The 26,054-nt window shown below is 73.1% G+C and carries 23 protein-coding genes and 1 tRNA gene; 15 read left to right on the top strand and 9 right to left on the bottom strand.

The genetic code is table 11. The features are described from left to right. The first annotated feature begins 85 nt into the window (after positions 1–85). The 5 genes from ACIP93_RS02180 (at position 86) to ACIP93_RS02160 (ending at position 6,157) form a co-directional block, all read left to right on the top strand. Positions 86–1,300 carry an MFS transporter gene (locus ACIP93_RS02180; RefSeq protein WP_401755627.1) on the top strand — a complete coding sequence of 405 codons (1,215 nt, stop codon included), beginning with the start codon at positions 86–88 and terminating at the stop codon, positions 1,298–1,300. A 50-nt stretch (positions 1,301–1,350) separates the two neighbouring features. Next, a complete protein-coding gene (locus ACIP93_RS02175; protein ID WP_345221440.1) occupies positions 1,351–1,755 on the top strand; it encodes a PPOX class F420-dependent oxidoreductase in 405 nt (134 codons plus the stop codon). Positions 1,756–1,837: 82 nt separating this feature from the next. Beyond that, a complete protein-coding gene (gene cysS / locus ACIP93_RS02170; protein ID WP_345221442.1) occupies positions 1,838–3,235 on the top strand; it encodes a cysteine--tRNA ligase in 1,398 nt (465 codons plus the stop codon). Between the two features lie 131 nt (positions 3,236–3,366). After that, on the top strand, positions 3,367–4,323 hold the full coding sequence (gene rlmB, locus ACIP93_RS02165; RefSeq protein WP_345221444.1) for a 23S rRNA (guanosine(2251)-2'-O)-methyltransferase RlmB: 957 nt from the start codon (positions 3,367–3,369) through the stop codon (positions 4,321–4,323). A 166-nt stretch (positions 4,324–4,489) separates the two neighbouring features. Then, positions 4,490–6,157 carry a DoxX family membrane protein gene (locus ACIP93_RS02160; RefSeq protein ID WP_401754695.1) on the top strand — a complete coding sequence of 556 codons (1,668 nt, stop codon included), beginning with the start codon at positions 4,490–4,492 and terminating at the stop codon, positions 6,155–6,157. Between the two features lie 87 nt (positions 6,158–6,244). On the opposite strand, the gene ACIP93_RS02155 is transcribed toward ACIP93_RS02160, so the two are convergent. The 4 genes from ACIP93_RS02155 to ACIP93_RS02140 form a co-directional block, all read right to left on the bottom strand. Continuing rightward, the gene (locus ACIP93_RS02155; RefSeq protein WP_345221446.1) at positions 6,245–6,997 is read right to left on the bottom strand and encodes a nucleotidyltransferase family protein; all 753 of its coding nucleotides are present in this window, start codon (positions 6,995–6,997) and stop codon (positions 6,245–6,247) included. A gap of 93 nt (positions 6,998–7,090) precedes the next feature. Then, on the bottom strand, positions 7,091–7,507 hold the full coding sequence (locus ACIP93_RS02150; RefSeq protein ID WP_345221448.1) for a hypothetical protein: 417 nt from the start codon (positions 7,505–7,507) through the stop codon (positions 7,091–7,093). 276 nt (positions 7,508–7,783) lie between these two features. After that, positions 7,784–8,920 (bottom strand): sn-glycerol-3-phosphate ABC transporter ATP-binding protein UgpC, encoded by a 1,137-nt coding sequence (locus tag ACIP93_RS02145; protein ID WP_345221450.1) that lies wholly within the window; start codon positions 8,918–8,920, stop codon positions 7,784–7,786. A gap of 352 nt (positions 8,921–9,272) precedes the next feature. Continuing rightward, positions 9,273–10,679, bottom strand: coding sequence for an RNA-guided endonuclease InsQ/TnpB family protein (locus ACIP93_RS02140; protein ID WP_401754690.1), 1,407 nt, complete (start codon positions 10,677–10,679; stop codon positions 9,273–9,275). 171 nt (positions 10,680–10,850) lie between these two features. Between ACIP93_RS02140 and ACIP93_RS02135 the strand changes: the two genes are divergently transcribed. Both ACIP93_RS02135 and ACIP93_RS02130 read left to right on the top strand, forming a co-directional pair. Next, positions 10,851–10,926 (top strand) — tRNA-Thr (locus ACIP93_RS02135). 105 nt (positions 10,927–11,031) lie between these two features. Then, complete coding sequence (locus ACIP93_RS02130) at positions 11,032–13,116, top strand: restriction endonuclease (protein WP_401754687.1); 2,085 nt, start codon at positions 11,032–11,034, stop codon at positions 13,114–13,116. 59 nt (positions 13,117–13,175) lie between these two features. Here the strand turns inward: ACIP93_RS02130 and ACIP93_RS02125 are convergent, their stop codons facing one another. Next, a complete protein-coding gene (locus ACIP93_RS02125) occupies positions 13,176–14,582 on the bottom strand; it encodes an NAD(P)/FAD-dependent oxidoreductase (RefSeq protein WP_401754685.1) in 1,407 nt (468 codons plus the stop codon). A 181-nt stretch (positions 14,583–14,763) separates the two neighbouring features. On the opposite strand from ACIP93_RS02125, the gene ACIP93_RS02120 reads away from it, so the two are divergent. Continuing rightward, the gene (locus ACIP93_RS02120) at positions 14,764–15,942 is read left to right on the top strand and encodes a hypothetical protein (RefSeq protein WP_401754682.1); all 1,179 of its coding nucleotides are present in this window, start codon (positions 14,764–14,766) and stop codon (positions 15,940–15,942) included. On the opposite strand, the gene ACIP93_RS02115 is transcribed toward ACIP93_RS02120, so the two are convergent. Then, entirely contained in the window at positions 15,863–16,585 is a 723-nt protein-coding gene (locus ACIP93_RS02115) for a rhomboid-like protein (protein WP_345221461.1), read from the bottom strand. The genes ACIP93_RS02120 and ACIP93_RS02115 overlap by 80 nt on opposite strands. A gap of 73 nt (positions 16,586–16,658) precedes the next feature. On the opposite strand from ACIP93_RS02115, the gene ACIP93_RS02110 reads away from it, so the two are divergent. Together ACIP93_RS02110 and ACIP93_RS02105 are read left to right on the top strand one after the other, a co-directional pair. After that, complete coding sequence (locus ACIP93_RS02110; RefSeq protein ID WP_401754678.1) at positions 16,659–17,582, top strand: aminoglycoside phosphotransferase family protein; 924 nt, start codon at positions 16,659–16,661, stop codon at positions 17,580–17,582. Further along, positions 17,579–18,061 carry a GNAT family N-acetyltransferase gene (locus tag ACIP93_RS02105; RefSeq protein ID WP_401754675.1) on the top strand — a complete coding sequence of 161 codons (483 nt, stop codon included), beginning with the start codon at positions 17,579–17,581 and terminating at the stop codon, positions 18,059–18,061. The genes ACIP93_RS02110 and ACIP93_RS02105 overlap by 4 nt, the downstream gene beginning before the upstream one ends. 474 nt (positions 18,062–18,535) lie before the next feature. Here ACIP93_RS02105 and ACIP93_RS02100 read toward each other — a convergent pair whose 3' ends face one another. Beyond that, complete coding sequence (locus ACIP93_RS02100; RefSeq protein WP_345221468.1) at positions 18,536–19,093, bottom strand: heme-binding protein; 558 nt, start codon at positions 19,091–19,093, stop codon at positions 18,536–18,538. 363 nt (positions 19,094–19,456) lie between these two features. Between ACIP93_RS02100 and ACIP93_RS02095 the strand changes: the two genes are divergently transcribed. Further along, entirely contained in the window at positions 19,457–20,998 is a 1,542-nt protein-coding gene (locus ACIP93_RS02095) for a histidine kinase (protein ID WP_401754671.1), read from the top strand. Beyond that, positions 20,995–21,627 carry a response regulator gene (locus tag ACIP93_RS02090; protein WP_401754668.1) on the top strand — a complete coding sequence of 211 codons (633 nt, stop codon included), beginning with the start codon at positions 20,995–20,997 and terminating at the stop codon, positions 21,625–21,627. Before ACIP93_RS02095 ends, ACIP93_RS02090 begins: the two co-directional genes overlap by 4 nt. 18 nt (positions 21,628–21,645) lie before the next feature. On the opposite strand, the gene ACIP93_RS02085 is transcribed toward ACIP93_RS02090, so the two are convergent. Next, positions 21,646–22,251, bottom strand: coding sequence for a Uma2 family endonuclease (locus tag ACIP93_RS02085; protein ID WP_401754665.1), 606 nt, complete (start codon positions 22,249–22,251; stop codon positions 21,646–21,648). A gap of 134 nt (positions 22,252–22,385) precedes the next feature. On the opposite strand from ACIP93_RS02085, the gene ACIP93_RS02080 reads away from it, so the two are divergent. Next, positions 22,386–22,886, top strand: coding sequence for a hypothetical protein (locus ACIP93_RS02080; protein ID WP_345221477.1), 501 nt, complete (start codon positions 22,386–22,388; stop codon positions 22,884–22,886). A gap of 33 nt (positions 22,887–22,919) precedes the next feature. Here ACIP93_RS02080 and ACIP93_RS02075 read toward each other — a convergent pair whose 3' ends face one another. Beyond that, entirely contained in the window at positions 22,920–23,594 is a 675-nt protein-coding gene (locus ACIP93_RS02075; protein ID WP_401754662.1) for a pentapeptide repeat-containing protein, read from the bottom strand. A gap of 132 nt (positions 23,595–23,726) precedes the next feature. Between ACIP93_RS02075 and ACIP93_RS02070 the strand changes: the two genes are divergently transcribed. Together ACIP93_RS02070 and ACIP93_RS02065 are read left to right on the top strand one after the other, a co-directional pair. Continuing rightward, positions 23,727–24,917: an NAD(P)-binding protein gene (locus tag ACIP93_RS02070; RefSeq protein ID WP_345221482.1), complete on the top strand. Its 1,191-nt coding sequence runs from the start codon at positions 23,727–23,729 to the stop codon at positions 24,915–24,917. Between the two features lie 67 nt (positions 24,918–24,984). Then, positions 24,985–26,001 (top strand): zinc-binding dehydrogenase, encoded by a 1,017-nt coding sequence (locus ACIP93_RS02065; protein ID WP_401754659.1) that lies wholly within the window; start codon positions 24,985–24,987, stop codon positions 25,999–26,001. Positions 26,002–26,054 lie beyond the last annotated feature (53 nt).

Below are 26,054 nucleotides of genomic sequence, written 5' to 3'. Positions count from 1 at the left end.
CCCGTTCCGCCCCCTGGGGGCGGCCCCGTCGCCCAAGGGGGCCGGGGCGGAGGGGGCCGCCCCGGCGTCCCGGGGCCGGTGGCGGGTGTTCCGGGAGGTGCGGGGGCTGCCGGCGTACCTGCGGCTTCTGGTGGGGACGCAGCTCGCGTTCAACGTGGGGTTCTTCGCCGTGCTGCCGTACCTGGCGCAGCATCTCGGCACGGCGCTCGGAATGGCCGGGTGGGCGGTCGGGTTCGTGCTGGGGCTGCGCACCTTCAGCCAGCAGGGGCTGTTCGTCGTCGGCGGGGCCCTCACCGACCGGTACGGGCCGAGGCCCGTGGTGCTGGTGGGGTGCGTGCTGCGGATCGCCGGGTTCGGCTGGCTGGCGTTCGCGGAGGGGACGGCGACCGTGGTCGGGGCCGTCCTGCTGATCGGGTTCGCGGCGGCGCTGTTCTCGCCCGCCGTCGAGTCGGAGACCGCGCGGGAGGCCGTGCGGTTCGAGGCGGCGACCGGGACGCCCCGGGCCCAGGTGCTGGCCGTGTTCTCCGCGGCCGGGCAGGCGGGCGCGTTCCTCGGGCCGCTGCTGGGGTCCCTGCTGCTGGGGGCCGGGTTCCGGGCGGTCTGTCTGGCGGGGGCCGCGGTGTTCGTGGCCGTGCTGGCCGGGCACTGGCGGCTGATGCCCGCCCGCGAAGGGGCGCACGAGCGGGAGCACCGGCGGGGCGGGGTGCGGGCGCTGCTGGCCGGCCCCGGCTTCGCCGTCGTGTGCCTGGCGTACGGCTCCTACCTCGTCGCGTACAACCAGCTCTACCTCTCCCTGCCCGCCGAGGTGGAACGGGCGACCGGCTCGCAGGCCGCGCTCGGGTGGCTGTTCGCGCTGTCCTCGCTGCTGGTGGTGTCCGTGCAGCTCCCCGTCACCCGGTGGGCGGGCCGGCGGCTGGGACTGCGTACCGCGCTGGTCAGCGGGCTGTGCGTGGTGGGGGCCGGGTTCCTCGGCGTCGCCGCCTCCGTGCCCCTGCGCCTCACCGGGGCCGCCGGACTGCTTCCCGGCGCGTTCCTCGTCGTCGCCGTCACGCTCGGGCAGATGCTGCTCGTGCCCGCCGCCCGCGCCCTCGTGCCCGACCTCGTCGACGACCGGCACCTCGGACTCGCCATGGGGGCGCTGTCCTCCGTGTCGGGGCTGGTCGTGCTGGTGGGGAGCTCCGCCACCGGCACGCTGACGGCCGGCGGGGGCGTGGTCCTGTGGAGCGTCCTGGCCGCCGTGCCACTGGCCGGAGCGCTTCTCGCGCGCTGCCTCCGCCATGGGGAGCGGGCGACCGGGTAGACGTAGAGAGGCCAAGCCGTACCCGTGACCCCCGGAAGGACGCGAACACCGTGACCGCCGCACTCAGCGACCAGCTCAAGGCACTCCTCGACACCCCCGTCTTCATCTCCGTCGCCACCATCCAGCCCGACGGCAGTCCCCAGGTCTCACCGGTCTGGGTGAAGCGGGACGGGGACGACGTGCTGTTCTCGACGACGCTCGGCAGGCGGAAGGAGAAGAACCTGCGGCGCGACCCCCGCGTCACCGTCCTCCTCCAGCCCTTCGACGCCCCCTACTCCTACGCCGAGATCCGCGGCACCGCCGAGCTGACGACCGAGGGCGGCCAGGAGCTCATCGACGAGCTGTCCGTGAAGTACACCGGCAAGAAGTACGCCGAGTTCAACCCGACCGCCGTCGACGACACCGAGCGCGTCGTCGTCCGCGTGCGGGCCCGCAAGGTCGTCGGCAACATCTGACGGGCGCCCCGGCCCGTGTCCCGCCGGGCCTCCGCGCGGGGTACGGGCCCGTGGCACGGCAAACACTCAGTACCCTTGAGAGGTGACTATTCGCCTGTACGACACCAGCGCCCGGCAGACGCGTGACTTCACCCCGCTCGTCCCGGGCTGTGTCTCGATCTACCTGTGTGGCGCCACCGTGCAGGCCGCCCCGCACATCGGGCACATCCGGTCGGGACTGAACTTCGACATCATGCGGCGGTGGTTCGCCCACCGCGGCTACGACGTGACCTTCGTCCGCAACGTCACCGACATCGACGACAAGATCATCGCGAAGTCGGCCGAGCAGGACCGCCCGTGGTGGGCCATCGGCTACGAGAACGAGCGCGTCTTCAACGACGGCTACACCGCTCTCGGCTGCCTGCCGCCCACCTACGAGCCCCGCGCCACCGGTCACATCACCGAGATGGTCGAGATGATGCAGGGCCTGATCGAGCGCGGGCACGCGTACGAGGCCGACGGCAGCGTCTACTTCGACGTCCGCTCGTACGACGGCTACCTGGAGCTCTCCAACCAGGAGCTCGACGGACTGCGCCAGCCCGCCGAGGAGGGCATCACCGGCAAGCGCGACCCCCGCGACTTCGCCATGTGGAAGGCCGTCAAGCCGGGCGAGCCCAGCTGGGCGTCCCCCTGGGGCCGCGGCCGTCCCGGCTGGCACCTGGAGTGCTCGGCCATGGCGCACAAGTACCTCGGCCGGGCCTTCGACGTCCACGGCGGCGGCATCGACCTGATCTTCCCGCACCACGAGAACGAGATCGCCCAGGCCAAGGCGTTCGGCGACGACTTCGCGAACTTCTGGGTGCACAACCACTGGGTGACGATGGCCGGCGAGAAGATGGCCAAGTCCCTCGGGAACTCGGTCCTCGTCTCCGAGATGGTCAAGACCTGGCGGCCGATCGTGCTGCGCTACTACCTCGGCACCCCGCACTACCGCTCCGCCATCGAGTACAGCGAGGAGGCCCTGCGCGAGGCGGAGTCGGCCTTCGCGCGCATCGAGGGCTTCGTGCAGCGCGTGGTGGAGAAGGCGGGGCCGGTCCAGCCCGCCGCCGAGGTGCCCCCGGCGTTCGCGGAGGCCATGGACGACGACCTCGGCGTCCCGCAGGCCCTCGCGATCATCCACACCACCGTCCGGCAGGGGAACTCCGCCCTCGCCGCCGACGACAAGGAAGCCGCGGTGGCCCGCCTCGCCGAGGTCCGTGCCATGCTCGGTGTCCTGGGCCTGGACCCGCTCGACCCGCACTGGGCCGGCGAGTCCGACCGCGGCGAGGACCTGCACGGGGTCGTCGACACCCTCGTACGGCTCGTCCTCGACCAGCGCCAGTCCGCGCGCGAGCGCAAGGACTGGGCGGCGGCCGACGCCATCCGCGACCAGCTCCAGCAGACGGGCCTGGTCATCGAGGACAGCCCGGCCGGACCGAGGTGGACGCTCGGGCCCCGCTAGGGGCTGTCCCAGGGCTTACCGACGTGCCGCCCGGGCTCCCGGGCGGCACACTTCATTGACGTACACACGAACGACGCATAGACGATCTGCATCACCATGTGGATCGCCGGATCCACAGGAAACAGGTAGTCATGGCCGGCAACAGCCAGCGCAGGAACCGACGCACGTCCAACAAGAAGGGCATGCAGGTCGGCAGCGGCGGGCAGCGCCGCAAGGGTCTCGAGGGCAGGGGCCCGACCCCGAAGGCGGAGGACCGCAAGAAGCACAAGGCGAACCGTCTCGCCACCGCCAAGGCCAAGCACGCCCAGGCCCGCCGCCCCGCCCCGCGCCGCGGCGGCGCCAAGGGCACCTCGGAGATGGTCGTCGGCCGCAACCCGGTCTACGAGGCCCTGCGCGACGGCGTCCCCGCCATCACGCTCTACATCCAGCAGTACATCGACAACGACGAGCGGGTCCGCGAGATCCTCCAGCTCGCCGGCGAGCGCGGCAAGATCAACCTCATGGAGGCGCCGCGCGCCGAGCTGGACCGGATGACCAACGGCCTCAACCACCAGGGCGTCGTCCTCCAGGTCCCGCCGTACGAGTACGCCCACCCGCAGGACCTGCTGGACGCGGCGTACGACAACCACGAGGAGCCCCTGGTCGTCGCGCTGGACGGCGTGACCGACCCGCGCAACCTCGGCGCAATCATCCGCTCCACCTCCGCCTTCGGCGGCCACGGCGTCGTCGTGCCCGAGCGGCGCGCGGCCGGCATGACCGCCGGCGCGTGGAAGTCCTCCGCCGGCACCGCCGCCCGCACCCCCGTCTCGCGCGTCACCAACCTGACCCGCGCGCTGGAGGAGTACAAGAAGGCCGGTGTCACGGTCGTCGGCCTCGCCGCCGACGGCGAGCACAAGGTCGAGGACCTGGAGCAGCTCGCGGGCCCGGTCTGCATCGTCATCGGCGGCGAGGGCAAGGGCCTGGGCCGCCTGGTCGGCGAGACCTGCGACTACCGGGTGCGGATCTCGATGCCGGGCGGCGCGGAGTCGCTGAACGCCGGTGTCGCGGCCGGGATCGTCCTGTACGAGACGGCGCGCCGCCGGAAGTAGCGCGTCCGGTCGTGCCGAGGGCCCCGGATTCCGTCCGGGGCCCTTCTCGTCCACCTGTGGTGACCTGCGGTGTCGGCGGGAACGGGGCGAGATCGTGTCAGTTTGACGGGTCTCGGACAGATCGAAGGCGTCAAGGCAGTGTCCTCAACACACTTCACTCGGTTAGATGAGTGTGGACACCAGAACACCCGGGTTCGACGATCAGCCCGCACTGAGCATGGTCAAGGTGCCCTGCGACCCGGCGCAGGTCATCGTCAACCACGCCAGCTTCCGCGTGCAGCTCGCCCCGAGCCAGAGCGCGCGCCCCACCGTGGTGCGGGGTGCTCTGGACGACCGGACGGCGAGGATCCCCGCGCTCAGCGGGGCGGGAGCCCTCAGCGGGGCGGGAGCGGCCGTCGGAGCGGCGGCGGGCGCGGCGGCCGGACGCCGCCGGACGCCCGTCGTGTGGACGGGCAGGTCCGAGCCGGGCGACCCCGGCGCGGGCGGACTCCTCCAGGCCGTGCGCGACTCGACCGCGACCCGCCCCCTCGACGCGTCCGACGACCTCGACGCCGGGGCGACCCAGCTCATCCCGCGCGTCGGGCCGCCGGGGCGGCTCCCCGACGACACCATGCAGACCCCGGCCGTCGCCGGCGCGACGGGCGAGCCCCCCCGGATGCTGCCCCGCATGCGGCAGGCCGAGGGCGCGTACGACACATACGAGACCGACGAGGAAGTCCCGTACGAGGACGAGGACGAGAGGCCGGACGAGCGCACCGACGGGCGCTCGCGGCACTCCTTCTACCCCGACCGGCGGATGAACCTCGGCGTGGTGCTGCTGCCGCTGCGCGTCTTCCTCGGCTTCATCTCCATCTACGCGGGCATGGGCAAGCTCTGCGACCCCGTCTTCTTCGACGGCGGCGAGCGCGGCTCCATGGTCAAGTGGCTCAACGCGCTGCACCCGTGGCCGCTCGCCGAGCCGCTGCGCGACTTCGCGCTCCAGCACCCGGTGGGCGCGGGGCTCAGCGTGGCCTTCCTCCAGGTCATCGTGGGCGTGCTCACCGTGCTGGGGCTGTGGCAGCGGGTCGCGGCGGTCGTCGGGACGCTGCTGTCGGCGGCGCTGCTGCTGACCGTGAGCTGGAAGAGCGTCCCGGCCTACGACGCGCCGGACATCATCTACCTCGCCGCCTGGTCGCCGCTGATCATCGCGGGCGCTCCGGTCTACTCGATGGACTCCCGGCTCACGGGCGAGGCCTGGCGGACGCTGGGCCCGCGCAGCGAGGTGTGGGAGCTGCGGCGGCGGGTGCTGCGGCGCGGCTTCCTGATGGTCACGCTGGTCGTCGGCCTCACCCTGCTGGTCGGCTCGGTGCTCGGCGGAGCGGTCCGCTCGGCGGAGGTCGTCGTGCCCGGCCCCGAGGACGACCCGGCGAACCACCTGCCCGGCCGTCCGCTCCCCAAGGAGCCCGGCGTCCAGCGCACCCCCAAGACCCCGGAGCGCAAGGCGCCCAGGCCCTCGGCCTCCGCCTCGGTCAAGCCGTCGGCGAGGCCCAGCACGTCGGCCGGTCCGCGGGCCACGGCCACCGCGGGCGCGACCGCGGGCCCGAGCCGGAAGCAGGGTTCCACGGGCCGCACGCCCACCCGGAACACCCCCCCGGCGGCGAGCACCGCCGGTCCGACCGCCACGGCGGGACCGTCCTCCAGCGGCGGCGGCACCGCCTCCGGTGGCGGCAGCACCGGCGGTTCGAGCACCGGCGGGTCCTCCTCGGGCGGCTCGTCCTCGGGCGGCGGCTCCAACGGCGGCAGCTCCGGCGGCGGTTCGGGTGCGGACAAGGTGATCGGCGGACTGCTCGGGTAGGCCGACAGGCGTACGCACGGCTGAACGGAGGGGCCCGGCACCGCGATGGTGCCGGGCCCCTCCCGCATGCGTGCGTACGCGGGAGCCTCAACCCCGCTGGGCGGCCAGCTCCTTGGCGGCCTCGGTGAGGTCCTTCGCGGTGTCGATGGCACGCCAGTAGGCGCCCTGCGGGATCGGGTAGCCGGCCAGGCTGCGGGAGCGGGCCAGGCGGGGGAACGTGGTGCGCTCGTGGTCGCCGAGGTCGGGCAGCAGGGCGGTGAAGGCGGCGGAGAAGACGTACACGCCCGCGTTGATGAGGTACGGCGAGGGCGGCGACTCGATGAAGTCGGTGACGTTGCCGAAGGTGTCCGTCTCGACGGCGCCCCAGGGGATGCGCGGTCGGGCCAGGGCCAGGGTGGCGGTGGCGTCGCGCTCGGCGTGGAAGGCGGCCATGTCGCGCAGGGAGAACCGGGTCCAGATGTCGCCGTTGGCGGCGTACCAGGGCTGTCCGGGTTCGGGGAGGTGCTGCGCCGCGTGCTTCAGGCCGCCTCCCCGGCCCAGGGGCTCCGTCTCGACCACCGTCGTGACGCGCAGGGGGAGTTCGGGGGCCCGGTCGGCGAGCCAGTCCTGGAGGACCTCGGCGAGGTGGCCGCAGGAGACGACTGCGTCAGTGACGCCCTCGGCGGCGAGCCAGGACAGCTGATGGCCGATGATCGGGGTTCCGGTGCCGGGAATCTCGACCATCGGCTTGGGGCGGTCGTCGGTGTACGGGCGCAGTCGCGAGCCCTGGCCGCCGGCCAGGACGACGGCCTGCGTCGGTGCGGCGGACGTCGCGGTGAGGGGGCTGGGGGTGGGGGTCATGCAGGGGACGATATGCGGCGCGCGGGGCGCCGCCGGCGAGGGGCAGGACTGTCAGCTCTGTCGGTCGTGTCCGGGTCCGTGGTCTCGGGCGGGTCAGGGGCGGTGGTTCGCGACGCCGGAGGCGAAGGAGGTGTCGCAGACGGGCCGCGAGTACGACTGGGCGCGGGTCGGGCCGTAGTGCGTGACGGCGGCGCGGCCGAGGGCGCGGGCGATGTTCATGCAGTGCTTGGCGAGGGACGGGCGGCGCTCGACCTCGCGCTGGAGGTGGGTGAGGGCCGTTCCGGGGTCCTTCTCCTGAAGTTCCACCAGAAGCCGGTCGCGCAGAATATCCTGCGGGGCACGGGACTTGGCCTGCTGGGAGACACCTTCGGCGGATGCGGTGAGCATCTGGGACTCGGGAGTGCCGGCGACCCACGGGACGCGGGTGACGGCCAGGGTCCCGGAGAGAACCAGGACGACGGGCAGGACGAGGGCGAGGGTTCGGCCGATACGGCGTGCTGAGTGGGTCACGCGAGTGAGCGTAGCGGCCGGTGACGATTTGGCGACATTCAGTCACCCTCATGGGGGATGGTTCGATGTCCTTTTTCGAATGAGGGGTTGACGTACGGTGCTCGAAATGCCCAGTGTGCCGGGGTATTTCGAGTGGGTGGCGGCTAAACGTGGGACGGGACGCGCTTGGGGAAGCGCGTGGGCGGGGTGACGGGTCGGCGGTCCGGTGAGGCGGTGGCACACATGCGGAAGGGCCCCGCAGTCCGGTGCGGGGCCCTTCCGTGTGCGGTGCGGGGATCAGTCGCTGAGGCGCTCGCCGGTCTTGGTCGAGAAGACGTGCAGCTCGCCCGGACGCGGGACGACGTGCAGCTCGGTGCCCTTGTCCGGGACGGCGCGGCCGTTGACGCGGACGACGAGGTCCTTGTGCTCGCCGCCGACCTCGGCGGAGCCGTACACGTAACCGTCGGCGCCCAGTTCCTCGACGACGTTGACGGAGACGGCGAGGCCCGCCGGGGCGTCGCCGGAGTCCTTCGTCAGGGTCTTCGCGGCCTCGCCGCCGTGCTCGACGATGTCGAAGTGCTCGGGGCGCACGCCGACCGTGACGGTGGTGTCGCCCTTGTCGGCGGCGGCGCTGAGCGCCTCGCGGGAGACCGGGACGACGCTGTTGCCGAACTTCACGCCGCCGTCGGTGATCGGGACCTCGACCAGGTTCATGGCCGGGGAGCCGATGAAGCCGGCGACGAAGAGGTTGGCCGGGCGGTCGTACATGTTGCGCGGCGAGTCGACCTGCTGGAGCAGGCCGTCCTTCAGCACGGCCACCCGGTCGCCCATGGTCATGGCCTCGACCTGGTCGTGCGTGACGTACACGGTGGTGATGCCCAGGCGGCGCTGGAGGCTCGCGATCTGCGTACGGGTCGAGACGCGGAGCTTGGCGTCGAGGTTCGACAGCGGCTCGTCCATGAGGAAGACCTGCGGCTCGCGCACGATGGCGCGGCCCATCGCGACACGCTGGCGCTGACCGCCGGAGAGGGCCTTCGGCTTGCGGTCGAGGTACTCGGTGAGGTCGAGGATCTTCGCGGCCTCCTCGACCTTCTTGCGGATCTCGGCCTTGTTCACGCCCGCGATCTTCAGGGCGAAGCCCATGTTGTCGGCGACGGACATGTGCGGGTAGAGCGCGTAGTTCTGGAACACCATGGCGATGTCCCGGTCCTTCGGCGGCAGGTGGGTGACGTCGCGGTCGCCGATGCGGATCGCACCGCCGTTGACGTCCTCCAGGCCCGCGAGCATGCGCAGGGAGGTGGACTTCCCGCAGCCGGACGGGCCGACGAGGACGAGGAACTCGCCGTCCTCGATCGCGATCTCGAGCTGGTCCACGGCGGGCTTGGTGGAGCCCGGGTAGATGCGGGTGGCCTTGTCGAACGTGACTGTCGCCATGGCGATGCGTCTCCTTCACCGGCAGGAACGTGCCGGACGATCCGTTGTAAGGGAGTGGTCTGGTCCAATTTGGCGGACCAGGGGTGACGCTACCCGGGCGAGTGGGTTCTGTCAGTAGGGAAGGGGTGGGCGATTTCGCGGCTAGTGAACCGTGGCAGAGCAACGAACTTTTGACCTTGCGCGTCTACAGGCAGAGCAACGAACTTTTGACCGGTGCCTGCTGATGCTGGGCTTCCCGCTTCGACACCCACTGCCGACCGAACGAGATCTTGGCGGACCACGCCCTGCCGGTCTTGCACGAGCTCCACGGGCATTACGGCCGACGGCCCGTCGGTCCGGTACAGCATGTGTCTCAAGCGGCCAGTGGAACCTCCAGCACTTCGGAGGCGCGGATCAAGGGAGGCGGGGTCCGTCCCGGAGGCAGAGCCTCGGCCACCAGCCCGTACAGCAGCATCCCCTCCTCACGGAGGTTCCGTGCCGCGTTCACGTCCCGGTCGTGCACCGCGCCGCAACTGCCGCATGTCCATTCCCGTACGGAGAGATCCAGCCGCTCCCCCTTCAGACGGCAGGACGAGCAACGTCGTGTCGACGGGAAGTACCGGTCGACGATCACGAGCGTCCGTCCGTACCACTCGCATTTGTAGCGGAGCTGCTTCAGCAGCTCGCCCCACGAGGCGTCGAGGATCGACTGGTTCAGCTTCGCCTTGCGTCTGCGCCCAGGACCGGTGGCCGCCCGCATCAGGTTCATGACGGCCAGGTCTTCCACCACGAGCACTTGGTTCTCGCGCACGAGGCGGGTGGTGAGCTGGTCCAGCATGTCCTTGCGGACGTCGCTGATCAGGGCGTACAGGCGGGCGATCTCCTGGCGCGCCTTCTCCCGGTTCGCCGATCCCCTCTTCTTGCGGTGCAGCTCGCGCTGGGCCTTCGCGAGCTTCCTCTCGTACTTCCGAAGCAGACGGGGGTGGTCCAGCTTCTCGCCGTCGTCCAGCGTGACGAGGGCGGCCAGACCGAGGTCGATGCCGACCGCCTTCGGGGCGTGGGTGCCCGACAGGAAGACGGGAGGCAGAGGTGCGATGTGTTCCTCGACCAGTACGGAGAGGAAGAAGCGGCCCGCGCGGTCCCGGGTCATCGTGAGCTTCACGGGCGTGGTGCCTGCGGGGAGCGGGCGGGACCAGCGGATGTCGAGGGGGGCGGTCTGCTTGGCGAGGGCGATCAGCCCGGTGCCGGGTCGCTCGGGGTCCTCGAACCAGCGGAAACCGGTGCGTACGTACGTCGCGGAGTCGCGTGAGCGGCCCTTCTTGTTGTGTCGCGGGTAGTTCACCCCTCCTCTGAAGAAGCGGGTGAAGGCGTTTTCGAGGTGGCGGAGGGACTGCTGGAGGACGGTCGAGGAGACGTTCTGGAGCCAGTACGTCTCGCGGGCCTGACGCCAGCCGGTGAGGGCGCGGCAGGTCTCGGCGAAACCGACTGGGACGCGATGGTCGCGCCAGGCATTCGACCGCAGGGTCAGGCCCTCGTTGTAGACCCAGCGGCAGGCGCCGAAGGTCTCGATGAGCTGTTCTGCCTGGTCGGAGGTCGGGTAGCAGCGATAGCGGTAGACACGCTGGTGGGTACCGGGCTCCTTGGACCGGCGCTTCATGGGTGCGGCCGGTCGCTGGTGGTGCTTGCGCTGGTCGGGGATGCGCAGGGCCTCGCGCTTGATGCGCTTGGCTTCGGTGCCGGTGATGCGGGGCGGGAGCGGTTGCTCGGGTGCCTCGGTCATGCCTCCTCCCTCGCTTCTTCGCTTTGTCCGATTGTCGGAACAGCGATTCGGTGCGTTCAACGACGGGTGGCCGGGAGGGTTATGGGAGAGCAGGTGAGTTCGTGGATCGGCAGGGAGCGCCCTGTGTAAAGTGAGGGTGCTCGCGCGCGTGAATTCAGTGGTGCGAGCAGCGCCGCCTTAGCTCAGTTGGCAGAGTCTCCCACTTGTAATGGGATGGTCGTCGGTTCGATTCCGACAGGCGGCTCCACGAAACACCTGTCCCGGACCCCCAGGGTCCGGGACACTTGCGTTTTCAGGACGGTACGGGGGTCCGGGCGGCGTTCCCTGGCCCCGTGTGGGGGAGGGCAGCGGGATGAGTCGTCGGTCGAGCGGGCTGATCGGCACCTGGGCGGAGGCGCAGCGTCAGCAGCAGCGCCGGGTGGAGGCCCAGCAGCGGGCTCAGGTGCAACAGCAGCGTGCGTACGAGCGGGAGAGGGCGCGGGCGGACCGTCAGCAGCAGGCGGCGTACCGGCAGCATCGCGAGGCGGAGGCGCGGCGGCGTACGGAAGAGCTGGATGCCGAGGTGGCCCGGCTGGAGGGGTTGCTTGCTGCGGGGTGCCGGGCGGCTCCGTTCCGGGTGGGTGCGCTGGTGCGGCCGGAGGTGGTGGAGCCTTTTGCGCCCGGGCAACTGGCGGTGCCGGTGGTGATGCCGGATCCGGGGCGCTATCAGGCGCAGGGCGGCGGGTGGACTGCTGCGCGCCGGGCGCAGGCGCAGGAAGAGGCGCGGGCCAGGTTCGAGCGGGACTGGCATGCGGCGCAGGCTGCGGAGATGCAGCGGCAGCAGCAGTTGGCGGGGTACCGGCAGCAGTACGACGCGTGGGCGGCGGCTCGGCTGGCGGAGATTCGGGGGCACAACGCCGGGATCACGGGCATGAAGGACGCGTTGCGTGCGGGTGAGCCGGAGACGGTGGTGGAGTTCTTCTCCGCGGCGCTGTACGCGTCGGCGGCGTGGCCGGAGGACTTTCCGCGGCGGGTGTCGGGTGCGTTCGACCGGGGTGGCCGTCAACTGGTGCTGAACTGGGAGTTGCCGGGCTTCGATGTGGTTCCTGAGGTGAAGGGGGTGCGTTATGTGGCGAGTGCCGACGAGGAGCGGGAGTCGGCCCGCCCGATGACGCAGCGCAAGGCCTTGTATCGGAGTGTGCTGGCGCAGTGTGTGTTGCTGGCGCTGCGGGACGTGTTCGTGGCGGACGAGTTCGGCACGCTGGACTCGGTGGTGCTGAACGGGTTCGTTGACGGTCTGGATCCGGTGACGGGGCAGCCGGCGGAGGTCTTTCTCAGCACGGTGATGGTGGAGAAGGCTGCTTTCGGGGCGTTGAATCTGGAGTTCGTGGCGGCGGTGGACTGTCTGGTGGAGGGGTTGCGGGGGCAGTTGTCGGCGCGGCCGGAGCAACGGGTGGCGGTGCGGCCGGGGCGGTTGCCGGAGCAGGTGGGGTCGGGGGTGGTGTCGCACGGGGCCGGTGGGGAGCCGGATTTGCTGGAGATGGATCCGGTGGAGTTCGAGTGTTTGGTCGCCGAGTTGTTCCGGGCTCGGGGGATGCAGGCGGTGACGACGCAGCGGTCGAATGACGGCGGGGTGGATGTGGATGCGTTGGATCCGGATCCGATCAGCGGTGGAAAGATCATTGTTCAGGTGAAGCGGTACCGGAACACGGTGCCGCCGAGTGCGGTGCGTGATCTGTTCGGGACGGTGCAGGGGGCGGGGGCGAACAAGGGCGTTCTGGTGACGACGTCGGGATTCGGGCCGGGGTCGTACACGTTCGCCCAGGGAAAGCCGTTGACGTTGGTGTCGGGGACGGAACTGGTGGATCTGCTGCATCGGTGCGGGTTGCGCGGTGCGCTGGGAGGGGGCGGGGCCGGATCGGGTGCGACGGCGCCCGTTCCGTCGCCCCGGGAGCCGGTTGACGCGGGTGGTGCGGACGATTTCAACGTGCTGGGGATGACGTGGGCGGGGCCCGTGGCGCTGGACGTCTGTGCGTTGGTGTGCACGGGCGGCCGGGTGCTGGGGGAGGAGTACTTCGTCTTCTTCAACAATGCGCGGACACCGGACGGTGCTGTGCGCATGGTGGCGGGTGTGGCGGGTGACCGGGCCGCTGTGCGGGTGGCGTTCGACGGGTTGCCGAGGGAGGCGGATCGCCTCGTTCTGGTGGCGTCCGTGGATGTCGAGAGGAATCCGGATGCCGACTTGTCGGGTTTCACCGACGCGAGTGTGCTGCTGCGGGACCCGTCGGGTGCTGAGTTGGATCGGCTGCCCGTCGCGGACGGCAGGTCGGGTGAGACGGCTCTGGTGCTGGGGTCCTTTCGGCGCCGCAACGGGGACTGGGATTTCGTGGCCGGCGGAAGGGGCTACAGGGGCGGGCTGGGTGAGCTGATCCAGGATTACGGGGTCGAGGTCCAGTAGCTCGGCCACGGGTGGGCCCGGCGGGGTGTGGGCCCGCCGGGCCCGGTGGCGGGCCGCGGTCAGCGGCCCGCGATGCGGTTGGCGAGGGTGGCGATGGGGTGGGTGGTGGCGGTGCGGGCGGTGAGTTCGCGGCGGTCGGCCTCGCGGTAGGCGGCGTACAGGGTCTGGACGCCGAGCCAGCGGAAGGGTTCGGGTTCCCACTTGCGGACCCGGTGGCCGACCCAGGGGAGGGTCGTGAGGGCGGTGGCGGCGCCCTGGCCGGAGTCCTGGAGGAGGAGGTCGCGCAGGGTGCGGGCGGCGAGGTTGGCGGTGGCGACGCCCGAGCCGACGTAGCCGCCGGCCCAGCCCAGGCCGGTCGAGCGGTCCAGGGTGACGGTGGCGCACCAGTCGCGGGGGACGCCGAGGACGCCGGACCAGGCGTGGGCGATGCCGGTGCCCGCGAGAGTGGGGAAGAAGCGGGTGAGGACCGCGCGGAGGGCGGCGACGGTCGCGGGCTGGGTGCGGCCGTCGTTGTCGGTGCGGGAGCCGAAGCGGTACGGGACGCCCCGGCCGCCGAGGGCGATGCGGTCGTCGGCGGTGCGCTGGGCGTACATGTAGGCGTGGGCCATGTCGCCGAGGTTCTCGCGGCCGTCCCAGCCGATGGTCTCCCAGAGGTGGGCGGGGACGGGATCGGTGACGATCATGGATGAGTTCATGGGGAGCCAGGAGCGCTTCTGGCCCTTGAGGTTCGGGGTGAAGCCCTCGGTGCAGCGCAGGACGTACGGGGCGCGGACCGTGCCGTAGGGGGTGCGGGCGCGCCGGGGCGCGATCTCGGTGACGGGCGTCGACTCGTGGATGGTCACGCCGAGGGCCTCGACCGTGTCGGCGAGGCCCGTGACGAGCTTGGCCGGGTGCAGACGGGCGCCGTGCGGGGTCCAGGTGGAGCCGACGGCGCCGGCGACCTTGACGCGGGCGGCGGTGTCGCGGGCGCCGAGGAGGACCCTGTCCTTCTCCCCGAAGGCGGTCTCGGCCGCGTGGAAGGCGCGCAGGCGGGTCAACTGGGCGGGGGTGTAGGCGACTTCGAGGACGCCGCCGCGGTGGATGTCGGCGTCGATGCCTTCCGCGGCGGCGGTGTCGACGACCTCGGTGACGGTGTCGTTCATGGCGTGCTGGAGGCGGGTGGCGGCCTCGCGGCCGTGCAGTCGGGCGTAGCGGTCGCGGCCCGCGATGCCGTTGTAGAGCCAGCCGCCGTTGCGCCCGGAGGCTCCGTAACCGCAGAACGCGGCTTCGAGGACGGTGATGTCGAGGTGGGGGGCGGCCTTCTTCAGGTAGTACGCCGTCCACAGGCCCGTGTAGCCGCCGCCGACGACGCACACGTCCGCGGTCGTGTCGCCGGGGAGGGGTTCGCGGGGGCCGGGTGTGCCGTGGTCGGCGTACCAGAAGGAGATGCCTCCGTTGGTGGTGCGGGAGGTGGGGGTGCTGCGCATGGTGGCCTTCGTCCTGTTCGGCGGTGGTGCCGGGACGCTAACGGGAGGGGGTGGGGGGCGCAATGGGCGTCGGGGGCGCGGTCGGGGGGCGCGGCTCGACGGTGTGTCGGGGGGTGGGGGAGGGGCCGGGGTGCGGATGTGCGGGCGCGACCTTGTGGGTGGCGGGGGCGTTGGACGGGGCATGAGTGAGGTTCTTTTTCTGCCGCCGCAGCTCGTGGCGGCGTCCGTGCCCGCGTCGTTCGACGGGCTGGTTCTGAGGTCGGAGAGGGTGGAGCGGATCGGTGATCACCGGTGGTCGGTGTGGGTGGGCGCCGGTCGGCTGGTGGACCGGGAGTGGGTGGGGGGCCGGCGCGGCTTCCTCGGGGCGAGCGCGGCGAACGTCGAGCTGACGGAGTTGCTGTGGCAGCGGCCGTGGGACTTCGGGGTGGTGGGGTCGGTGGTGCTGGGCGCGCACGAGGTGCGGGTGCTGCCGACGGGACCGCGGGGCGGCGGGACCGTCCAGGTGACCGGTCCCGAAGTCCTGGACGGGGTGCAGCGGCTGGGCGTGCTGGCGCGGGCGGTCGCGGAGGGGCTGCCCGCCGGTTCGCTGGAGCGGTCGCTGCTGCGGGTGGAGCTGGTGACGGGTCCTGCCGTGGATGTCGTACGGGGGGAACTCGACGCGGAGGACCGTCGGCGCAATCCGGCCACCGCGCAGGACGAGCTGGTGCGGGATCCGAACGTGCTGCGGGTGATGCGGCAGTTCCGCGCGGACGGGGTCAGCTTCGCGGTGCGCCGGGGGGAGGTGCGGGAGCCGTACGGGGCCGGGCGGTGCGTGTCGGTCGAGGAGGCGACGTCGGCGCTGGCGTGCCTGGCGCCGGGGGCCCGGCTGGAGGTGGCGCACGCGGCGGACGGGGCCGCCGGGCGGGAGCGGCTGTGGGCGGACCGGGGCGGGGAGTCGTACCGGGCGGTGTTCAACGAGAACACGGAGGCGGTGGGGGTGCTGCGGGCGGTGGAGATCGCCCGGTGCGTGCGGGGCGTGGTGGCGCGCAAGGGGCGCGGGAAGCGTTATGGGCACGCTCATCTGTGGCGGGACGTGCCGCAGTTGGCGGTGTGGGCGGTGGGGCGGCAGTTGCCGCTGGTGGAGCTGCACCGGGAGGGGCGGGGGCCGGGCGCGGTGGACTGGGACCTGCTGGTGCGGGACCGGCTGGAGCTGCTGACGGCGGGGGTGGCGGAGGGGCTGCGGGAGGCGTACGAGGTGCTGCGGCCGACGGCGGGGGGCAGGCGGCTGCGGCACGCGGAGGTCAGGGAGCTGGGGTTCTGGGCGGAGCTGATGGAGGAGTACGGGGCTGCCGGGGACGCCGCGGCGCTGGATTCCCTGTGAGGTCTCGGCCGTGCCCGCCGCGGTGTGTCGCGCGGTTCCTGGTGAGGGGGTAGCAGGCGAGGCCGATGAGGGCGGCGGCGAGGTGGCCGACGTCGGTGAAGGTGCGGCCGTTGACGAGGGGGAGGGCGTAGAAGGTGAGGACGGCGAAGAGGTAGGGGTACCGCCAGGGGGCCGGGATGAGGTGGGTGAGGACCGCGACGACGCCGGCCAGTGCGTAACTCACCCCCACGTCCAGGGTGTTGACGGATTCCGGCGGGGCGATGCCGTGCCTGATCGCCCAGCCGAGGACTCCTTCGCTCAGGTACGTCGCGCCGACGTGCGCGGCGAGGACGACCCCGAGCCAGCGCAGGGTGCCGAGCCGGCGTTCGGCGGGGGCGTGGAAGAGGGAGTACAGGACGGCGTACGGGAGCCAGCCGCCGCCGTCGAGCCAGAGGGCGGAGGTGATCAGGACGCGGCTGGGGTCCTGGGAGAGGTGGTGGATGTTGGTGGACCGCTGGCGGAGGAACGCGTCGGTGAAGGCGGGGTCCATGTGACGCGTGGCGACGGTGGTCAGGAGCAGGACGAGGAGCCAGAGGTGGGTGCCGGGGGCGGAGCGGAGGTGGTGGAGTGCTCTGGCGAGGGCGCTGCGGAGGGGGCGGAGCATGGTCCGATTGTTGCGGTATGAGCTGATTCGCTCGGGCGTTCTCCGCCCGTACGGCGAGTGAGGTGGTGCGGGGATGGGCGAGCGGTACGAGGTGCGGGTGCCGGCCGGGCTGGCGGCGGCGCAACTGCGGTGGAACGGGGAGGCGGGGCGGGCCTGGGTGGCCGGGCTGCCGGGGCGGGTGCGGGAGTGCCTGGCGGGGTGGGGCCTGCGGCCGGACGGCCCGGTGATGCACGGGGCGGCGGCGCTGGTGGTGCCGGTGGTGCGGGAGGGGGACGGGCTCGCGGCGGTGCTCAAGCTCCAGCTCCGGGACGAGGAGAACGCGGGGGAGGCGGCGGCGCTGCGGGCGTGGGCGGGGCTCGGGGTGGTGGAGGTGCTGGCGGCGGACGAGGCGCGGGGCGCGCTGCTGCTGGAGCGGCTGGACGAGGGCAGGCCGCTGGACGGGGTGCGGGACGCGCTGGACGGCGTACGGGTGATCGCGGAGTCGCTGGCGCGGCTGAACGCGGTGGCCGCTCCGGCGGGGATGCGGCGGCTGGGGGACATCGCCGCCGCCGTGCTCGACGACGTGCCGAGGCTGCTTCCGGCGCTGGCGGACGGGGCGGAGCGGCGGCTGCTGGAGCGGTGCGCGGGGGCGGTGCGGGAGGTGGCGGGGGAGGCCGGGGACCGGTTGCTGCACTGGGACCTGCACGCGGAGAACGTGCTGGCGCCGAGGGCGGGTTCGGGGCGGAGCGAGCCGTGGGTGGTGATCGACCCCAAGCCGCTCGCCGGGGACCCGGGGTTCGAACTCCTCCCGGCGATCCGGAACCGGTTCGACGCGGGGGAGGTGGTGCGGCGGTTCGATGTGCTGGTGGAGGTCATGGGGCTGGAGCGGGACCGGGCGGTGGCGTGGACGCTGGGGCGGGTGCTGCAGGACTGCTTGTGGGAGCTGGCGGAGGGGGAGGTCCGGATGCCGGACGTCCATGTGGTCGTCGCGAAGGCCCTGCTTAGGGTGCGGGCATGATTCGCGAAGCGACGGCCGGGGACGTTCCGGAGATCTACGCAATGGTGCGGGAACTGGCCGAGTACGAGAAGGCGTTGGACGAGGTCCGGGCGAGTGAGGAGCAGCTGCGGGAGGCGCTGTTCGGCGCGCGCCCGGCGGCTTTCGCGCATGTGGCGCAGGACGGGGGCGGGAAGGTCGTCGGCTTCGCCCTGTGGTTCCTGAACTTCTCGACGTGGCGGGGGGTGCACGGGATCTACCTGGAGGACCTGTACGTGCGGCCGGCGGCGCGGGGCGGCGGGTACGGGAAGGCGCTGCTCGGGGAGTTGGCGCGGGTGTGCGTGGCGCGGGGGTACGAGCGGCTGGAGTGGTCGGTGCTGAAGTGGAACCGGCCGGCGATCGACTTCTACGAGGCGGTGGGGGCGCGGCGGCAGGGGGAGTGGGATGTGTACCGGCTGACGGACGAGGCGCTGGGGAGGCTGGGCGGGGCGACGCCCCTTTAGGGGCGCGGGGAACTGCGCGCCCAGCCGCCCACTCACCTGCGCGGGAACCGTGCGCTGGCCGCGCGGCGAGCGCTTTAGGTGGAGGGGCGGGTCCGGGGCCTCTCTGCCTGAGCTGGGCGGGGCTGTGCGTCCGGTACGGGGCTGGGGTCTCGGCCTGGGCGGGGTCGTGCGTCCGGCGCAGGCGCTTGCGCAGGGGGCGGTACCCGGGTGGGCCGGGAGCGGGAGGGGCCGCCCCCTTGCCCGCCCTCCCCCAAGCTCTCGGCTTCGCTCGAGCAGGGGGTGCCCCCCTCGCCCCCTTGGGGCGGCCCCGTCGCCCAAGGGGGCGGGGGGAGTGGGAAGGGCGGTCCCGTCGCCCAAGGGGGCGGAGGTGGGGGCCGCCCCAAGGGGGCGGGGGCGGAGGCCCGTGCCCGGGGGAGGCGGAGGTCCGTGCCTCGGCACGGAGTGCGGGCCGTACGCCGTCGATGCCGTCCGCGACTAGCGGCCCAGAGCGGCGACACCGGCCTGGGCGAACTTCTCGTCGAGGTCGCCGCTCGGAGCCCCCGCGACACCGATGCCCGCGATCGGCGCGCCCTTGGCCTGGACCGGCGCGCCGCCGCCGAGGAAGAGGGTGCCGGGGATGTCCTTCAGGTTCGGGGCCTGGGCGAGGCGCTTGACCAGCTCGGAGGTGGGGGCGTTCCAGGCGACGGCGGTGTAGCCCTTCTTCGCGGCCGATTCGGGCGACTGCGGGCCGGCGCCGTCGCCGCGCAGGGAGACGATGGTGTTGCCGTTGCGGTCCACGACGGCGACGGAGACGCGCTGGTTCTCCTTCTTCGCGGCGTCCAGGACGGCCTCGGCGGCCTTGGTGGCGGCGGCGACGGTGAGGTGCGTGGACTGCTGGAGGTTGCGGTTCGAGGCGTCGGCCTTGACGGCGGCGATCGACTCGGCGGCCGGGGCGGAGGCGTTGGCGCTCACCGCGCCGAACGTGCCCGCGCCGACGGCGGCGAGCACGGCGGAGGCGGTCAGGGCACGGGCACGGACGGAGAGCTTGCGCATGGTGGACTCCAGGGGAGGGGGGTGCTGCCGGAGCGGCGGAGTGCCGGGCTCCTTCTGACTTCAATCCTGGGCGGGGAACCGTGCCCGTACGGTCGGTGCACCGGCTGCACCCGGCGGGCCGCCCGGCCGACACGGGGGTCGACCGATCGGTTGATGCGGGGGTGGTCCCGGATGGGGGGAGGATGGATGTGCGGCCCGCCCTGTCGGCCCCGCCGGGTCCCGGGTACGGCGGACGGTATGGCCGGCCTCGCGCAGCGCAGCGGAGTCCGCGGCTGGAGGGGTACGCGGGCTCCCGGCCGGCCGGGAACGGCCTCGCGCGGCGCGACCCGAACCACGCACGACCGGAACGAGGACACGGATCCGATGCCCGACCCCGACACCCCGCACGGGACTTCCGCCCCGGGCGACGCCCCGCACGGGACTTCCGCCCCGGGCGACGCCTCGGCCACCCCGCACGGGACTTCCGCCCCGGGCGGCCCGGCCACCCCGCACGGAATTCCCGCCCCGGGCGACGCCCCGGCCACCTCACACGGCACTTCCGCCCCGGGCGGCGCCTCGGCCATCCCGCACGGGGCCTCCGCCCCGGGCGGCGCCCCGCCCGCCCCGCACGGGACTTCCGCCGCAGGTGACGCCTCAGCCACCCCTCCCGGCGCCCCCACCCCCGGCGCCCCGGCCACCCCGCACCACGCCCCCGCCCCGGCCGCCCCGGGAACGCCCGCCGGTGATCCCGACGCGCGGCCCCTCGCGCTTCTCCTGCACGTCGCCTTCTTCCTCCTCCTCGGCGGTTCCCTCGCCCGGTTCCTCCTGCGTCACCCGGGGGAGGCCCGCACCCCGTGGATCATCGGGCTGAGCGTCGCGCTGGCCGTCCTGCACGTGCTGTTCTACGTGGTCCGCAGGGGCCGGGGGCCCGGGCGGGCCCGGCCCCGGGTTCACCTGGGCATCGTCGTCGGCGTCTGGGTGGTCCTCGTCGTCCTCGCCCCCAGCTTCGCCTGGTGTGCCGTTCCGCTCTTCTACACCGGGCTCAGGACCCTCCCCACCCGTACCGCCCTCGCCCTCGTCGCCCTCCTCACCGTCTTCGTCGTGGCCGCCCAACTCCAGCTCGCCAAGGGGCAGTTCGACCCCACGCTGCTGCTCGCGCCGCCCGCCGTGGCCGCCGTCGCCGCCGGGACCTTCGTCCACATGCAGCGGCAGGCCGCCCGCCAGCGCGCCCTCATCGAGGACCTGATCCGCACCCGCCGCGAACTCGCCGCCACCGAGCGCCGCGAGGGCACCCTCGCGGAGCGTCAGCGGCTCTCGTACGAGATCCACGACACCCTCGCGCAGGGCCTGTCCAGCCAGCAGATGCTGCTCCAGGCCGCCGACCGCACCTGGGACACCGATCCGGCGACCGCCCGCCGCCACGTCCGTACCGCCACCTCCATCGCGGAGCGCAACCTCGCCGAGGCCCGCCGGTTCGTGCACGACCTCGCGCCCGCGGACCTCGCGGAGGCGGGCAGCGGAGGTCTCGAAGAGGCCCTCCGCGCCGTCGCCGCCCGCGAGAACGCCCGCCTCCACATCGACGGCGCCGCCCCCGCCGCGCCCCTCCCCGACCGCGTCCAGTCCGCCCTGCTCCGCATCGCGCAGGGCGCGCTGGCCAACGTCCGCGAACACGCGCGGGCGACCACCACCGCGCTCACCCTCACCTACCTGGACGACCAGGTGGTCCTCGACATCGCGGACGACGGCCGTGGCTTCGACCCCCGGGCGCCGCGGGGCGCGGCGGGCGTGCGGGGCCACGGCCTGCCCGCGATCCGCGCCCGCGTCCAGCAGCTTGGCGGCACCCTCGCGGTCGAGTCCGCCCCCGGCGAGGGCACGGTCCTGTCCGCCGCGATCCCCCTCGCCGTACCCCTGGAGCCCCAGTCATGACGACCCCTCCCGCCGTACGGGTCCTGCTCTGCGACGACCACGCGGTCGTACGGGCGGGCCTGCTGGCCCTGCTCTCCAGCGAACCGGACATCGAGGTCGTCGGCGAGGCCGGGAGCGGGGAGGAGGCGGTGGCCACCGCCGCCCGGCTCGTGCCCGACGTCGTGCTGATGGACCTCCAGCTCGGGGACGGCATCGACGGCGTCGAGGCGACCCGCCGCATCGCCGGGACCGGCCCCCACGTGCTCGTCCTCACCACGTACGACACGGACGCCGACATCACCCGGGCGATCGCCGCCGGGGCCACGGGCTATCTATTGAAGGCGGAGCGGCCGGAGGAGCTGTTCGCCGCGATCCGCTCCGCCGCCCAGGGGCGCACCACCCTCTCGCCGCCGGTCGCCAGCCGGGTCATGGCGCAACTGCGGGGCGCCGGCCGTCCCGCCCTCACCGACCGTGAGTCCGACATCCTGGCCCAGCTCGCCCACGGTCTCGGCAACCGGGAGATCGCCCGCGCGCTGTTCATCAGCGAGGCGACCGTCAAGACCCACCTGGGCCGCATCTACGCCAAGCTCGGGGTGGACACGAGGTCGGGCGCGGTGGCGGTGGCGAAGGAGCAGCGGTTGCTGCCCTGAGCCTCGGTGCAGGCGCGGTCAGAACTCGCTCGTGTCGAGGTCGAAGCCGAGCGGCTCGGGCAGCGGGATCTTGCCCGGCATGTCGTACGCGACCTTGTTGACGTAGTCGTCCCCGGCGGGCTCCGTGCACAGCACGGCCCGGCCCGCCTCGCGGTCGATGAGCAGGTAGGCGGGGATTCCGGCGCGGGCATAGCCCCGGAGCTTCTTCACCCGGTCGTTGCCCGCGGTGGAGGAGGAGGTGACCTCGGCGACCAGGACGACCGGTGACGGCTCGTGCCATTCCAGGTCGTCGTCGAAGCTGCCCTTGGGGGCGATCACGAGGTCGGGCACGACCTTGCCGGTCCGGGAGGCGCCGGGGACCAGCAGTCCGGCCCCTGTGTACCTCCCCAGCTTCCGGTGGTGATCGCGCACCTGCCCACTGACCTCGGAAACGATTTCTTCGTGCTCGCCGTTGGCGGGAGGTGTCACGTAAATGTCCCCTTCGATCAATTCCACGCGCCAACCCTTCGGGGCGACGGCGCTGAACATGTCGAAGGCTTCCTCGACCGACATGGCCGGGTTCTTGTCCTGGAACTCGTCGGACTCGTCCTCGAACGCGTCCCACTCCGGTGCGGGCAGTGCCATGGCGGACCTCCTTCGCGTAGCGCGACTCTCCCAGCGTAGGCCGGATTAGCATCCCGGAACCTCAGCCCCTTCACTCGAACGTGTGCGCTGATACGTTTCTCCGTCCCGCCCCTCCCCGTGCGACCATCGGGAACGTGCTCGACATCGGCTACTCCCTCTCCCGCCGCTTCCCCGATCCCCCGCAGACGGACTACCGCCGTGCGGACGTACGGGCGCTGCGGCACGACCTGTTCTGCGGGGACGTGTACCTCGCGGACGTCAAGGCGGACCGGGAGATCTCCACAGCCTGGGGATGGGTGCCGGTGCTCGACTTCGCGTGGGCGCTGTGCGACATCGTGGAGCAGATCGACCAGGACCCCCGGGGGAACCGGTCGGCGCTCCGGCAGTACGCGGAACTCGACTTCACGGAGTCGACCGACCGGATGCTCTTCGAGCGGCGCTTCGGATGGGTCGACGTGGAGGCCGACTGGATGCCGGCCGAGGAGCCCGCGCTGACCTTCAGCCACCGGCTGCTGCGGCGGGAGGCACGGGACTTCCTGCACGACCTGATCGCCGACCTCACGGACATGCACGAGGGCCTCGCCGACAACCCGGCCCTCTGGACCCTCCAGGCGAAGTTCCCCCGCGTGAGCTGACGGCCGGGACCCGGGGCGGGGGCCCGGGGGTCCTCACCCCTCCACCCGCACCCCCATCGCCCCCGCGAACACCGGAGCCAGGTCCAGCAGCTGCCCCGGGCTGATCACCGCGCCCCGCAGGCGGTCCACACCCCGGGCGATGTCCAGGGAGGACACCGTCCGCAGGTCCACGTCCCGCATCGTCACCCCCGTGAGGTCCGCCCCCTTCAGTACGCAGTCCCGGAACTCCACCCGCGTCAGCCGTGCCTCCGCGAAGTCCGGTTCCACCAGTACGCAGCCCTCGAAGACGACATCCGTCAGCTTCGCCTTCCGCAGGTTCGCGAAGTCGAGCTTCCCGCCCCGCACCATCACCCGCTCCCACACCGACCCGTGCAGTTGCGTCCCGCCCAGCCGGGCGTCGATCACCTCCACGTCCCGCAGCGACGCCTCCGCGAGCTGCGTCCCCACGCCCCGCACCTGCTCCAGCACGCAGTCCATCAGCCGCGCCCGCCCGAGCCGCGTCCCGTCCAGCGCCACCCCGTACAGCCCGCAGTCCAGGAAGCGCGAGCCCCGGCCCTCCTGCCCCGCGAAGTCCAGGTCCCGGAACTCCAGGCCGTCGTAGTCCCCCTCCGGCTCCAGCTCCCCGCCCCCGAACGGCTCCAGCTCCGGAAGCCGCACCTCGGGGCGCCGTACGGCCGGGACCCCGTCCTTCTTCGCTGCGCGTGCCATGCCCCCATGCTGCCCCACCCCACTGACAACGCCCCGCGCGCGGCTCTCCCCGGCCCGATGTCACATCCCGGCGGCCCCCGTCCGTCCCACTCCCACAGGCAGCACGACCCCCAGCCACCGGGAGCACCCACCATGACCAGCAGCACCCCCCTCACCGTCGTCGGCGGCGGCCTCGCCGGGCTCGTCACCGCCGTCACCGCCGCCGAGTCCGGCGCCCGCGTCACCCTGCACGAGTCCCACCGCGACCCCGGCGGCCGGGCCCGCACCGCCGACGGCAGCCCGTACCTGACCAACGAGGGCCCCCACGCCCTCTACTCGCGCGGCCCCCTGTGGACCTGGCTCCAGCAGCGCGACCTCGTCGGGCCCGTCGCGGCCGTGCCCCTCTCCGCCGCCGCCCGCACCCGCTTCCACCGCGACGGCTCGCTGCGCCGCACGCCCCCGCTCCCGGTGCTCCGGCTCGGCCGCCGCGACCCCCGACAGGCCCCGGTCGACCGCGACTTCCTCTCCTGGGCGGCCTCCCTCATCGGCGAGCGGCACGCCCGGTACGCCGCCAACGCCGTCGCCGTCGCCCTCTTCCACCACGACCCCGGCGCGCTCTCCGCCCGCTTCGTGCAGGAGCGGCTGCGGCGCGTGCTGGCCCTGCCGCCGGAGGCCAGGTATCCGGTCGGCGGCTGGAGTTCGGTCGTGGCGCGGCTCGTCGCGCGGGCGGAACGGCTCGGCGTACGGATCGAGACCGCGTCCCGCATGACCCCCGGCGGCCTCGCCGACGCCGCCGCGCGCGGGCCCGTCGTCGTCGCCACCTCCCTGCCCGCCGCCCGCGCCCTGCTCCGGGACGACTCCCTGGTCTGGGAGAGCGGCCGCACCGCCCTCCTCGACCTCGGGCTGCGCACCCGGCGCGGGGACGCGTTCATCGTCTCCGACCTGGACGCGCCCGGGTGGATCGAACGGTTCACCGCCCAGGACCCGACCCTGGCGCCGGCCGGCGAACAGCTCGTGCAGGCCCAGCTCCCGGTTGCGGACGGCCGGCCCAGGTCCACCGGCGTGGCCCGCGCCGAGCGGCTGCTCGACCTCGGGTTCCCCGGCTGGCGCGAGCGCGTCACCCACCGCTCCGAAGCCCTCGCGACCGGCCGCACCGGCGCGGTCGACCTGCCCGGCACCACCTGGCGCGACCGGCCCGCCGTCGACCGGGGCGACGGCGTCTACCTCGCCGGCGACCAGGTCGCCGCCCCCGGCCTCCTCGCCGAGGTCTCCTTCAACAGCGCCCTGGAAGCCGCCTCCCTCGCGCTCCGCGCCGCCCGCCCCCTTGACCTCAACCGCGCTTGAGGTCACAGGATGATCCGCCTGAGCCGGCCGCGCACGCCGACGGCCCCACCAGTGAAGGAAGTCGACCATGCACGCGATCCGCCTGCACGCCTTCGGTCCCGCCGGGAACCTCACGTACGAGAGGACCGAGGACCCGCTCCCGGGCCCCGGCCAGGTCCGGATAGCCGTCGCCGCGGCCGGCGTGCACCTCGTCGACACCGCCCTGCGCCGCGGCGACCGGGGCCCCTTCCCCGAGCTGCCCGCCCTGCCCACCGTCCCGGGCCGCGAGGTCGCGGGCACCGTCACCGCGCTCGGCGCGGGCGCCGACCCGTCCTGGCTCGGCCGCCGGGTCGTCGCCCACCTCGGCGCGAACCCCGGCGGCTACGCGGAGCTGGCGGTGACCGACGCCGCCAGGCTGCACCCCGTGCCCGACGACCTCACCGACCCCCAGGCCGTCGCCATGATCGGCACCGGCCGCACCGCCCTCGGCATCCTCGGCTTCACCGAGGCCGCGCCGGACACCGTCGCCGTCGTACCGGCGGCCGCGGGCGGCATCGGGACCCTCCTCGTGCAGTACGTGAAGCACGCGGGCGGCACCGTCGTCGGCCTGGCCGGGGGGCCCGCCAAGACCGCCCTCGTCGAGCGGAACGGCGCCGACCTCGCCGTCGACTACCTCCGCCCCGACTGGCAGGAACAGGTCACCTCCTTCCTCTCCGCGCGCGGCATCGGCGGCGCCACGGTCGTCTTCGACTCGGTCGGCGGCGACACCGGCCTGGCCGCCGTCGACCTGCTCGCCCCCGGCGGCCGCCACCTCGTCTTCGGCTGGTCGGGCAAGGGCGTCCACGACGGCGAACCCCTCACCTTCACCGACGCCGAACTCGCCGACCGCGCCATCACCAGCGAGGTCGTGCTCGGCCCGCCCATGCTGGCCAGGGCGGGCGGCGGCCCGAACCCCATCCGCACCCTGGAGACCCGCGCCCTGGCCCTCGCCGCCGAGGGCGTCCTGCGCCCCGCGGTCCAGCTCTACCCGCTGGCGGAGGCGGACCGCGCGCACGAGGACCTGGAGAACCGGCGGACGACGGGCAAGGTCGTGCTGGTCCCGTGAGGCGGTGGGGGAAAGGCGCCTCCGGGAGGGGCCGTACGGGAAGCCGCCCGTGA

The organism is Streptomyces sp. NPDC088745 (assembly GCF_044751045.1).
In the GTDB taxonomy this organism is placed as follows: Bacteria; Actinomycetota; Actinomycetes; order Streptomycetales; family Streptomycetaceae; genus Streptomyces; species Streptomyces cremeus.
Note: the sequence above shows the minus strand (reverse complement) of the source record. Positions and strands in the feature narration are given on the sequence as shown.